Origin of the sequence: Streptomyces sp. NPDC059875, assembly GCF_042731085.1 — a bacterium.
GTDB lineage: Bacteria > Actinomycetota > Actinomycetes > Streptomycetales > Streptomycetaceae > Streptomyces.
Genome location: NZ_JBHWJZ010000033.1, coordinates 1 through 11,842 on the forward strand (window position 1 = coordinate 1; position 11,842 = coordinate 11,842).

Here is an 11,842-nt window from a genome sequence, read left to right on the forward strand (position 1 = left end):
TTTAATTGTTTGTGTTCGGCCTTGCCCGTGCCAGTCCACCCCCCCAACTGGGGGGGGGGGGGGGGGGGGGGTGTGTCCCCGTCGGCCCGCCGAAGTCGCCGTTGGATCAGGCGTCGACCTTCTCCATGACCTCGTCGCTGACGTCGAAGTTGGCGAAGACGTTCTGCACGTCGTCGCTGTCCTCCAGCGCGTCGATCAGCTTGAAGATCTTGCGCGCGCCCTCTTCGTCCAGCTCGACCTGCATGGTCGGAACGAAGTTGGAGTCGGCGGAGTCGTAGTCGATACCGGCCTCCTGGAGGGCGGTGCGGACCGCGACCATGTCGGTGGCCTCGCTGATGACCTCGAAGCTCTCACCGAGGTCGTTGACCTCCTCGGCGCCCGCGTCGAGCACCGCGCCGAGGACGTCGTCCTCGGTCAGCTCGCCCTTGGGCAGCACGATGACGCCCTTGCGGTTGAACAGGTACGAGACCGAGCCGGGGTCGGCCATCGAACCGCCGTTGCGGGTCATGGCGACGCGGACGTCGGAGGCGGCACGGTTGCGGTTGTCGGTGAGGCACTCGATGAGCACCGCGACACCGTTCGGGCCGTAGCCCTCGTACATGATCGTCTCGTAGTCGACGCCGCCGGCCTCGAGGCCGCCGCCGCGCTTGATCGCCGAGTCGATGTTCTTGTTCGGGACCGAGCTCTTCTTCGCCTTCTGCACGGCGTCGAACAGCGTCGGGTTACCGTCCAGGTCGGCACCGCCGGTCCGGGCGGCGACCTCGATGTTCTTGATCAGCTTCGCGAAGAGCTTGCCGCGCTTGGCATCGATCACGGCCTTCTTGTGCTTCGTCGTAGCCCATTTAGAGTGGCCGGACATCTGCCTGTCTCCTTCGCGTAACCAATTTCTGAACGAACCCCAGAGATCCTACCGGGACCTCGTCACCGAGCTGCGCGCACCATGTCGACGAACAGGGCGTGGATGCGGTGATCTCCGGTGAGCTCGGGATGGAACGAGGTCGCCAGGGCCTGGCCCTGCCGTACGGCCACGATGTGGCCCTCGTGCTCGGCGAGAACCTCGACCTGGGCACCGACGGACTCGACCCACGGGGCGCGGATGAAGACGCCCTCGACGGGGCCGTCCGCTATCCCGGTCACCGTGACGCCGGCCTCGAAGGACTCGTTCTGCCGGCCGAAGGCGTTGCGGCGGACGATCATGTCGATGCCGCCGAAGGTCTCCTGGCCCGAGCGCGGGTCGAGGATCTTGTCGGCGAGCATGATCAGGCCGGCGCAGGTGCCGTACACCGGCATGCCGCCGGCGATCCGCTCGCGCAGCGGCTCCATGAGGCCGAAGAGCTCGGCCAGCTTGGAGATGGTGGTGGACTCGCCGCCGGGTATGACGAGGCCGTCGACCTCGGCGAGCTCCTCGGGGCGCCGGACCGGCCTGGCCACGGCGTCAGCCGCGGCCAGGGCGATCAGGTGCTCCCGTACGTCGCCCTGGAGTGCCAGGACACCGATCACGGGTGTGGTCATGAGTGATTACCAGCCGCGGTTGGCGTAGCGCTCGGACTCGGGGAGGGTGTCGCAGTTGATGCCGACCATGGCCTCGCCCAGGTTGCGGGAGGCGTCCGCGATGATCTTCGGGTCGTCGTAGAAGGTGGTGGCCTTCACGATGGCGGCGGCGCGCTTGGCCGGGTCGCCCGACTTGAAGATGCCGGAGCCGACGAAGACGCCCTCGGCGCCGAGCTGGCGCATCAGTGCGGCGTCGGCGGGGGTGGCGACACCACCGGCGGAGAACAGCACGACCGGCAGCTTGCCGAGCTCGGCGACCTCCTTGACGAGCTCGTACGGGGCACGCAGGTCCTTGGCGGCGGCGAACAGCTCGTTGTTGTCGAAGCCGCGCAGCCTGGCGATCTCGTTCTTGATCTGGCGCAGGTGACGGACGGCCTCGACGACGTTGCCGGTGCCGGCCTCGCCCTTGGAGCGGATCATGGCCGCGCCCTCGGCGATACGGCGCAGGGCCTCGCCCAGGTTGGTGGCGCCACAGACGAAGGGGGTGGTGAAGGCCCACTTGTCGGAGTGGTTGACCTCGTCGGCCGGGGTGAGGACCTCGGACTCGTCGATGTAGTCGACGCCGAGGGACTGCAGGACCTGGGCCTCGACGAAGTGGCCGATGCGGGACTTGGCCATGACCGGGATGGAGACCGCGCCGATGATCTCTTCGATCATGTTCGGGTCGGACATCCGCGCGACGCCGCCGTCCTTGCGGATGTCGGCGGGGACCCGCTCCAGGGCCATGACGGCCACGGCGCCCGCGTCCTCGGCGATCTTCGCCTGCTCGGCGTTGACCACGTCCATGATCACGCCGCCCTTGAGCTGCTCGGCCATGCCGCGCTTGACGCGCGCGGTGCCGGTCTCGGGAGACTGGGTGCTGTTGGGAAGCGTGGTGGACACAGGGACCTCACTCGGGAAAGCGGTGTTGAGACAAGAGTGAGGAAACAGGCCACCACCAGTCCACATCAAGGGCCAATGTGGAGCCTGTGGATCGTTTTCGTTGTTTTCGCAGGTGACGAGGGTCAGGTCGGGCGATCGGCAAGGGCGACCGGCGGTTCGTCGTCCATTTCGAAGGCAAGCGGGAAGGGGGCGTGCCCGGCGAGCCGGAACCAGCGCACCGTGCGGTGGCGGCGCAGGGCGCGGGCGGCGCGTACGGCGTCGTTGTGGAACCTGCGGGCCATCGGTACGCGACGGACGGCGGCCGCGAGCTCTCCGGCGGCCTCCTCGCCGCCGGGCGCTTCCCGTACGGCCTCGACCTGCTCGGGCTCCCCGAACACGGCGCGCAGCGCCTGGCTCAGCTCGCTCTCGGCGACCTCGCGCTGGTCCTCCTCGGCCTGCCGGGCGGCATGCGCGGCCTCGTAGAGCACGATCGAGGCGGCCGGGTCGAGGATCCCGGAGGTGGCCAGTTCCTGGGCGACCGAGGCCCGGCGGAGCAACTGGGCGTCGAGGGCGGCGCGGGCCGCGTCGATCCGTGCGTGCAGACGGTCGAGCCGGCCGGCGGTCCAGCTGAGGTACAGGCCGATCGCGATCAGCGCGACGACGGTCCAGATCAGGGTTTCGGTCACGGGCGCACAGGCTACCGTCGCGCCGGCAGCGCACCCTCCCAGAGGTCACGGTCGTGGGGGACCGGACGCAGGCGGTCCGCCCGCCGGCGAGGACGGGCTCCACGCGGTCGTGGGGCCCGTCCCACTCGTGTGCGGGGCGCACGATGCGACCAAGGTCCGGCGACTGAACGGTGTTCATCTGAAACGGCGCCGCCTCCGCTCACCCCGCCCCAGGGCTAGTCCCGTGACGCCAGGCCGAACCTCGCCCGGAGGCCCGTGCGTTCGTCCGTCGCCACCGAGGCCGCGCCGTCCGTCACCGTCTCGTAGACCGCGAGGATGTCCGCCCCCACCGTCGACCAGTCGAAGCGCCGCACGTGCGCGCTGCCGCGCTTGCGCAGCTCCTTGCGCCGCACCTCGTCCCCGAGGAGCCGGATCGCCGCGGCCGCCAGGTCGTCCGCGTCCTCGTTGGTGAAGAGTTCGCCCGCCGCTCCCTGGTCCAGAACCTGAGCGAAGGCGTCCAGGTCCGAGGCGAGGACCGGCGCGCCCGCCGACAGCGCCTCGACCAGGATGATGCCGAAGCTCTCGCCGCCCGTGTTCGGCGCCACGTAGACATCGACGCTGCGCAGCAGCCGCGCCTTGTCCTCGTCGCTGACCATCCCGAGGAACTCCACGCGCGAGCGCATCTCGCGCGGCAGCGAGGCCACCGCCTCCTCCTCGTCACCGCGCCCGGCGACGAGGAGCCGGGTCTCCGGCCGCTCGGCGAGGATCTTCGGCAGCGCCTTCATCAGGACCGGGAGGCCCTTCCTCGGCTCGTCGATCCGCCCGATGAAGCCGAGGGCCTGCCCCTGCCACTCCTTCTTCGGCTCCGCCCGCGCGAAGAAGTCGACGTCGACTCCGTTGGGGATGACGACCGCGTCGCCGCCCAGGTGCTCCACCAAGGTCCGCCGCGCGTACTCGCTCACCGCGATCCGGGCGCTGATCTTCTCCAGGGCCGGCTGCAGGATCGGGTACGCGGCGATCATCGCCCGCGAGCGCGGGTTCGACGTGTGGAAGGTCGCGACGATCGGCCCCTGCGCCGCCCAGCAGCTCAGCAGACCGAGCGAAGGCGAGGCCGGCTCGTGGATGTGGATGACGTCGAAGGTGCCGTCGTGCAGCCAGCGACGCACCCGCGCCGCCGACAGGAAGCCGAAGTTGAGCCGTGCCACGGAGCCGTTGTACGGCACCGGCACGGCGCGCCCCGCCGAGACGACGTACGGCGGCAGCGGCGTCTCGTCGTCGGCCGGCGCGAGCACGGACACCTCGTGGCCGAGCCGGATCAGATGCTCCGCCAGGTCACGGATGTGGAACTGGACGCCGCCCGGCACGTCCCAGGAGTACGGGCAGACGATGCCGATCTTCACGTCCGCACTTCCTCCCCGCGCTCCTCCAGATCGGCGAGCCAGAGTCGTTGCAGCATGTGCCAGTCCTCCGGGTGGTCCGCGATACCGCCGGCGAAGGCATCGGCCAGCGCCTGTGTCATCACAGACGTCTTCTCGGCCCGCGTACCTGTCTCGGGCACGTCGATGGGCGCGTGCACCCGCCCCTTCATGACCGGGCTGTCGTCGTACCAGAGGGTCACGGGCAGCAGCAGCGCACCCGTCTGCTGGGCGAGCATCGCCGGACCGGCCGGCATCCGCGCCGTCTCGCCGAAGAACTTCACCTCGATGCCGGAGGCGGACAGGTCGCGGTCGGCGACCAGACAGATCAGGCCGCCGGCCCGCAGCCGCCGCGCCAGCGTGCCGAAGGCGGAGCCGCCGGTGTGCGGCAGGACCTCCATGCCCAGCGACTCGCGGTAGGCGACGAAGCGGTCGTACAGCGTCTCCGGCTTGAGCCGCTCCGCGACCGTGGTGAAGGGCACGCCGAGCGAGCGGGTCACCCACACGCCCGCGAGATCCCAGTTGGCCAGGTGCGGAAGGGCGAGTATGACGCCGCGCCCCGAGGCGAGGCCGTCCTTCAGGTAGTGGACGTCCTTGATGTCGAAACCGCTGTCGACGCGTTCCTTGCTCCAGGTGGGCAGCCGGAAGGACTCCATCCAGTACCGCATGTACGAGCGCATCCCGGCCTTCGAGAGCTCGGCGAGCCGCTCGGGGGTGGCGTCGGGGACCACGCGCGCGAGGTTGGACTCCAGGCGCAGCACGCTCTTGCCGCGCCGCTTCCAGGCGAAGTCGGCGATCCGCCGACCGAGCCCGGCCGCCACGGGCTCCGGCAGTTTCTTCACCGTCGCCCAGCCGAGCCCGTACAGCCCGTCGGTCAGCCGGTCCTTCATGTCGCTCGCGCCACTCATGACGTCGCCTCGCTCCCCCGTGCGGCGGCCGCGTCCGCGTCCGCCTCGGCCGACTCCCGTCGTACCGTCACCACTCGCTGCCCCAGCGTCACCGCGGAGCCCACGGCGACGATCCACAGCGCGATCGGCAGCAGGACGTCGATCCCGGGCACGCCGAACGCGTGCAGTCCGGCGAGCCCTGCCGCGACCAGCGAGATCACCAGCCGCTCGGCCCGTTCCACCAGGCCGTTGACCGCGACCGGGAGGCCAATCGATTCACCACGCGCCTTTGTGTACGAGACGACCTGACCGCTGGCCAGGCAGAAGATGGCGACGGCGCACAGCACGTTGTCGTTGCCCGTACCCGCGTACCAGAGCGCGAAGCCACCGAAGATGGCGCCGTCGGCGACCCGGTCGAGGGTCGAGTCGAGGAACGCGCCCCAGCGGCTGGAGATCCCGGCCTGCCGTGCCATGTTGCCGTCGACGAGGTCGGAGAAGACGAAGAGGGTGATGACGATCGTGCCCCAGAAGAACTCTCCCCTGGGGAAGAAGACCAGTGCACCCGCCATCACTCCGGCCGTGCCGATGAGCGTGACCGCGTCGGGGCTCACGCCCCGGCGAAGCAGAAACGCGGCGAACGGTGTGAGGACACGCGTAAAAAATGCACGCGCGTACTTGTTCAGCATGGCCTTCCCGACGTTCGGTGGGCCGCGCGGCCCCTATGGCCACCGGCCTGCCCATCGTAGCCAGGACCACCCCGCCGTACCGTCGGCCACCCGCCCCGTCGCGTCGTGTACGACGTATGGACGCGCCCTGACGTCGGTGCAAAGCTCGAAGAACCACCGCGGGCATCGCCGGAGCTGCACGCGATCCCCTCCCGCGCCGACTCCCCCGCGCCCGCGCCCCGCCGCACCGTGCAGCGAGCGGTGCAAGCGATCGGGAGGAAGACCATGGGCGACAAGGCGAACGCACACTCCGGAGCCGCCGGCAGGGCTCCAACGGCCGACCGGCCCTCGGCCGTACGGAACGTGGTGCTGGTCGGCCACAGCGGATCGGGAAAGACGACGCTCGTCGAGGCGCTCGCGCTGACCGCGGGGGCGGTCAACCGGGCCGGACGCGTCGAGGACGGCGGAACGGTCTCCGACTACGACGAGATCGAGCACCGCCAGCAACGTTCCGTACAGCTCTCCCTCGTCCCCCTCGAATGGGACGGGTGCAAGATCAATCTCCTCGACACACCGGGATACGCCGACTTCGTCGGGGAACTGAGGGCCGGTCTGCGCGCGGCGGACGCGGCCCTTTTCGTCGTCTCGGCCGCCCAGGAGGCGGACGCGATCGCCGGGTCGACCCGCATGGTCTGGGAGGAGTGCGCCGCGGTCGGCATGCCCCGCGCCATCGTCGTCACCCACCTGGACACCGCCCGCACCGGTTTCGACGAGCTGACCTCCGTCTGCGCCTCGATCTTCGGCGGCGACGACCCCGACGCCGTACTCCCGCTCTATCTGCCCGTCCACGGCGCCGAGGCGCCGGACGGCCACGCCCCGGCCACCGGCCTGGTGGGACTGCTCTCGGAGCGGATCTTCGACTACTCCACGGGCGCGCGGCAGGAGAATCCGCCCGACGACGGCCAGCAGGCCCTCATCGCGGAGGCCCGCAACCGGCTGATCGAAGGGATCATCGCCGAGAGCGAGGACGAGACCCTCATGGACCGCTATCTCGGCGGCGAGGAGATCGACATCAAGTCGCTGATCGACGACCTGGAGAAGGCCGTCGCCCGTGGCACCTTCCATCCGGTGCTGGCCGCGGCGCCCGCCTCGGACGGCGGGAAGCAGGGGCTCGGCACCGTGGAGCTGCTCGAGCTGATCACCGGCGGCTTCCCCACCCCGCTGGAGCGCGAGGCCCCCGCCGTCACCACGCCCGACGGCGTCCCGCGGCCGCCGATCACCTGCGACCCCGACGGCCCGCTCGTCGCTGAGGTCGTGAAGACCGCCTCCGACCCCTATGTCGGCCGGATCTCGCTGGTCCGGGTCTTCTCCGGCACCCTGCGCCCCGACGAGACGGTCCATGTCTCCGGCCACGGGCTGACCGACCGGGGCCACGAGGACCACGATGTCGACGAGCGGGTCGGCGCGCTGACCTCGCCGTTCGGCAAGCAGCAGCGCACGCTCAACCGGGCCATCGCGGGCGACCTCGCCTGTGTCGCCAAGCTCGGCCGCGCGGAGACCGGCGACACCCTCTCCGCCAAGGACGACCCGCTCCTGATGGAGCCCTGGACGATGCCCGATCCGCTGCTCCCGCTCGCGATCGAGGCCCACAGCAAGGCGGACGAGGACCGGCTCTCTCAGGGCCTGGCCCGGCTCGTCGCCGAGGACCCGACCATGCGGCTGGAGCAGAACCAGGACACCCACCAGGTCGTGCTGTGGTGTCTCGGCGAGGCCCACATGGACGTGGCCCTGGAGCGGCTGCGGAACCGGTACGGGGTACAAGTCGACGCGGTCCCGCACAAGGTGTCGCTCCGTGAGACCTTCGGCGGCCCGTCGGCCGGGCGGGGCCGGCACGTCAAACAGTCCGGTGGCCACGGCCAGTACGCGATCTGCGAGATCGACGTCGAGCCGTTGCCCGCGGGCAGCGGCATCGAGTTCGTCGACAAGGTGGTGGGTGGGGCGGTTCCGCGCCAATTCATCCCCTCCGTCGAGAAGGGCGTGCGCGCCCAGGCCGCGCGCGGGGTCGCCGCCGGATATCCGCTGGTCGACGTGCGGATCACGCTGCGCGATGGCAAGGCCCACTCGGTCGACTCCTCCGACGCGGCCTTCCAGACGGCGGGCGCCCTCGCCCTGCGCGAGGCGGCCGCCGAGGCGAGCATCCAGCTCCTGGAGCCGGTCGCCGAGGTGCAGGTCCTCGTCCCGGACGAGTACGTGGGGCCGGTGATGAGCGATCTGTCGGGGCGGCGCGGCCGGGTCGTCGGCACCGAACAGGCCGGTCCCGGGCGGACGTTGGTCCGCGCCGAGGTGCCCGAGATCGAGATCGGCCGGTACGCGGTCGACCTCCGCTCGGTCTCGCACGGGACCGGTCGCTTCGACCGTACGTACGCCCGCCATGAGGCCATGCCACCCCACCTCGCGGACAAGATCCGCGAACAGGCGGAAAAGGGATCCTAGCCACCTCCCTTCCCGGAGTGGCCCGAAGCCCCCCCCCCCAAACCCCCCCCCGGGTGGAGGGGGGGGTGCGCCCCCCCCGCGCGGGGGGCCAACCACCCCCCCCACCCGCCCTACCGCTCCTCCCCCCCCCCCCCCTCCCGGGTGCCCCCACCCCCCCCCCACCACCCCCCCGCCGGCGGGCCCCCCCCCCCCGACTCGTGACGCATCCACCGGTACCCGGTTACGCTGTGGTGCCCAGCTCAGCAGGTGTGCGGGGCGCGGTAGTTGGGAACAGGCCGCAGAGGGATACGCGGTGAACCACGCGGGCACGCGGCGATGGGGGCATCAGTGACGATCGGCAGTTTCGGACCCGGGGCGCAGATTCCCCTCCAGGACTCGGACGGACAGACGGCGGCGACGCATGCCCTCGCCTCCGCCGCGTACCGGGACGGCGACGTCAAAGCGATCCTGGATGCCAACAACGACTGGCACAAATCCAAGGTCACGGAGGGCAAGTGGAACAAGCTCTTCCGTCCGGACCTCGGCGAGGCCTTCTCCCGGGCGGTGCAGGTACGGATGCTCGGCGGCGCCCGCAAGGCGCTCATCCAGTCCTTCGGCACCGAACCGCAGCCCGTCGTCGAGCACTGCCTGGCGGCCACCCGCATCCGCAAGCAGCGTGACACCAAGCTGACGCTGATCACCCTGGTCTTCGGCATCCTCTTCCTGCCGGGCCTGCTGCTCTGGCTCGGCGTCATCCAGTTGCGCCGCTTCGTCGCCGGCACGGAGAACAAGCGCACCAGCGCCATCGGCACGGCGCTTCTGGTCGGTGCCGGCCTGCTCGCCGTGCTCGTCCTGATCAAGCTTCCGATCGACGGCGTGCTGTCGATCTATCTCCGGGCCATGATCGTGGCCCCGGTCGCCGGCTGGTTCCTCGCCAAGCGGGCCTGCGAGTCCACGGCCAAGGATCTGCGCGAACGCTGGTCGTCCCTGCTCAGCGGCGGCGGCATCGGCGCCAAGATCCCCGAGGCCGTTCCCCAGGACCCGACCGAGAAGGCGGCCGAGGCCCTCCGCCAGAACCTGGAGAAGCTCACCGCCGAGCAGCAGTCCAACATCGTCTTCTACGCGGGCCCCAAGGGAATACTGGGCATGGGCACGCGCTGGGGCAGCTGGACGCTGGCCGAGGAGCTGGTTCCCAAGGAGGGCCGGGAGATCCACGACTTCCGCGCCTGGGACGTCGTACGGAAGATCCACGACCAGCTCGCGCTCCTGGAGCGCGGCTCCCTCAAGACCGGCTTCCCCAAGCCGACCGTCAAGCACTGGATCGTCTCCCCCGTCGGAGAGGGCGCCGACGAGGTCGCCCGCCCGGACGGCGAGAACATCGTCCACTTCCAGGTGAAGCCGCACGAGATACAGCGCATCTGCAACGACCAGCAGTTCGGCAGCGGCAACCGCCACTACCTGGGGGTGCAGTTCACCCTCTGGGACGGCCAGCTGGTCCTGACCATGATGATCACGGTCACCTCGCTGTTGCACACGCTGCGGGTCGAGGTCACCGGCCACGCCCTGGGGCCCGTCCACTCCCTCTTCACCACCAAGCCCAAGGCGAAGACCAAGGAGGTCTCCAAGACCGTCCGGTTCTGGGAGACCAGGGAGATCCAGCTGCCGCTCATCGACACCGACGAGGTGGTCCGCCTCGCGGTCCGCGCCCCGCTGACCTGGTTCCCGCCGATCCTGGACTTCCTCGGCGGCAAGCTCGTCCTGCCCGAGCCCTTCGGCCTGCGGCACGCCTGGGCCGCGCAGCCCTGGCGGCACCGCTTCATGGCCGACGACGCGATCCGCACGGCGACGCCGGTGATGCGCGCGGTCCACTCCGCGACCATCGCGGTGCTCGACGATCACGGCGTGGACACGGAGCGCTTCACCAACCGCTCGCTGATCCTGAGCGGAGCCATCCAGGACCCGGGCCCGAAGAAGGCCGACGTCTACGACGCGTAGGGACCCGCGTGAGGGCTATGCCAGCTCGGACGACGCCGGCCAGGCGGCGGCGAGCATGGTGCGGGTGTCGGCGAGGAGCTGCGGCAGCACCTTGGTGTGCCCGACGACCGGCATGAAGTTGGTGTCGCCGCCCCAGCGGGGCACCACGTGCTGGTGCAGATGGGCGGCGATGCCGGCGCCCGCGACCGAGCCCTGGTTCATGCCGATGTTGAAGCCGTGTGCGCCGGACGCCGTCCGCAGCGAGATCATCGCCCGCTTGGTGAACTCGCCCAGCTCGGCGGTCTCCGCCGCGTCCAGATCCGTGTAGTCGGCGACATGGCGGTACGGGACCACCATCAGGTGTCCGCCGTTGTACGGGTAGAGGTTGAGCACGGCGTACACCTTCTCGCCGCGCGCGATCACGAGCCCGTCCTCGTCCGACTTCGACGGAATCGAGCAGAAGGGACAGCCGTCCTCGGCCCCCGGCCCGGTCGGCTTGTTCTCGCCCTGGATGTACGCCATCCGGTGAGGCGTCCACAGGCGCTGGAACGCGTCCTGCGTCCCGACTCCGATCTGCTGCTCCGGCTCAATCGTCATGCTGTGCAGCATATTGCTTCGCCCGTTCGGAACGTGTCGCCGGGGCATTGTCACCCGGTCCCGGAGATGCTGATCCGATGAACGAGTCGCCGGAGAAGCAGGAGCGCTGGGACCGCCGCATGGAGACCCCGCTCGCGGTGGCGTCCCTGCTCTACCTCGCCGGGTACGCGGTGCAGGTCCTGGCCCCCGGCCTCCCCCAGGTCTGGCGGGACCTGTGTCTGTCGGTGACGCTCAGCGCCTGGGCCGTCTTCATCGTCGACTACGCGGTACGGCTCCGTCTCAGCGGCCTCGGTCCGCTGCGCTTCCTCCGCACTCATCTCCTGGCCACGGTCGTGGTGGTGCTGCCGCTGCTGCGGCCCCTGCAGATGGTGAGGATCTACGAGAAGATCCAGCGCCGCCACGACAGGCCGCGCCTCACCCTCTACGCCCGGGTCATGGCGTATTCCAGCATCACCGTCTCCCTGCTCGGTTTCGCGGGCGCACTCGCCGTCTACCAGCACGAGCGCGGAGCCCCGGGTGCCACGATCCGTACCTTCGGCGACGCGGTCTGGTGGGCCTGCGAGACGGTGACGACGGTGGGGTACGGGGATGTGACCCCTGTGACCACGATCGGGCGGGTGATCGCGGTGGGCATGATGGCGTGCGGGGTCGCGCTCATCGGGGCGGTGACGGGTTCGTTCTCGTCCTGGCTGATCCAGACGTTCACGCGGGAGGACGAGAGGAGGCCCCCGGGGGATTCCCCGGGGGCCTCCTGA

11 protein-coding genes are annotated in these 11,842 nt (G+C 70.3%); 3 read left to right on the plus strand and 8 right to left on the minus strand.

Features of this window, described 5'->3' with window-relative positions:
- Positions 1-106: 106 nt before the first annotated feature.
- The 7 genes from ACFV9D_RS31025 to pgsA form a co-directional block, all read right to left on the minus strand.
- Positions 107-859: a YebC/PmpR family DNA-binding transcriptional regulator gene (locus ACFV9D_RS31025; protein WP_158985482.1), complete on the minus strand. Its 753-nt coding sequence runs from the start codon at positions 857-859 to the stop codon at positions 107-109.
- Positions 860-921: 62 nt separating this feature from the next.
- Positions 922-1,512 (minus strand): pyridoxal 5'-phosphate synthase glutaminase subunit PdxT, encoded by a 591-nt coding sequence (gene pdxT, locus ACFV9D_RS31030; RefSeq protein WP_385153544.1) that lies wholly within the window; start codon positions 1,510-1,512, stop codon positions 922-924.
- A 6-nt stretch (positions 1,513-1,518) separates the two neighbouring features.
- Positions 1,519-2,367, minus strand: coding sequence for a pyridoxal 5'-phosphate synthase lyase subunit PdxS (gene pdxS, locus ACFV9D_RS31035; RefSeq protein WP_206706125.1), 849 nt, complete (start codon positions 2,365-2,367; stop codon positions 1,519-1,521).
- Positions 2,368-2,555: 188 nt separating this feature from the next.
- Complete coding sequence (locus ACFV9D_RS31040) at positions 2,556-3,098, minus strand: hypothetical protein (protein WP_385153547.1); 543 nt, start codon at positions 3,096-3,098, stop codon at positions 2,556-2,558.
- 215 nt (positions 3,099-3,313) lie between these two features.
- Positions 3,314-4,477 carry a glycosyltransferase family 4 protein gene (locus ACFV9D_RS31045; protein WP_385153550.1) on the minus strand — a complete coding sequence of 388 codons (1,164 nt, stop codon included), beginning with the start codon at positions 4,475-4,477 and terminating at the stop codon, positions 3,314-3,316.
- Positions 4,474-5,382 (minus strand): phosphatidylinositol mannoside acyltransferase, encoded by a 909-nt coding sequence (locus tag ACFV9D_RS31050; protein ID WP_385153728.1) that lies wholly within the window; start codon positions 5,380-5,382, stop codon positions 4,474-4,476. The genes ACFV9D_RS31045 and ACFV9D_RS31050 overlap by 4 nt, the downstream gene beginning before the upstream one ends.
- Before the next feature lie 14 nt (positions 5,383-5,396).
- Positions 5,397-6,065, minus strand: coding sequence for a phosphatidylinositol phosphate synthase (pgsA, locus tag ACFV9D_RS31055; RefSeq protein ID WP_385153553.1), 669 nt, complete (start codon positions 6,063-6,065; stop codon positions 5,397-5,399).
- A 264-nt stretch (positions 6,066-6,329) separates the two neighbouring features.
- On the opposite strand from pgsA, the gene ACFV9D_RS31060 reads away from it, so the two are divergent.
- Together ACFV9D_RS31060 and ACFV9D_RS31065 are read left to right on the plus strand one after the other, a co-directional pair.
- Entirely contained in the window at positions 6,330-8,537 is a 2,208-nt protein-coding gene (locus tag ACFV9D_RS31060; RefSeq protein ID WP_385153556.1) for an elongation factor G-like protein EF-G2, read from the plus strand.
- 315 nt (positions 8,538-8,852) lie between these two features.
- Positions 8,853-10,511 (plus strand): hypothetical protein, encoded by a 1,659-nt coding sequence (locus ACFV9D_RS31065; protein WP_385153559.1) that lies wholly within the window; start codon positions 8,853-8,855, stop codon positions 10,509-10,511.
- A gap of 15 nt (positions 10,512-10,526) precedes the next feature.
- Here ACFV9D_RS31065 and ACFV9D_RS31070 read toward each other — a convergent pair whose 3' ends face one another.
- Positions 10,527-11,099 (minus strand): HIT family protein, encoded by a 573-nt coding sequence (locus ACFV9D_RS31070; protein ID WP_385153562.1) that lies wholly within the window; start codon positions 11,097-11,099, stop codon positions 10,527-10,529.
- Positions 11,100-11,164: 65 nt separating this feature from the next.
- Here ACFV9D_RS31070 and ACFV9D_RS31075 point away from each other — a divergent pair, with 65 nt between their 5' ends.
- Positions 11,165-11,842 carry a potassium channel family protein gene (locus ACFV9D_RS31075; protein ID WP_385153565.1) on the plus strand — a complete coding sequence of 226 codons (678 nt, stop codon included), beginning with the start codon at positions 11,165-11,167 and terminating at the stop codon, positions 11,840-11,842.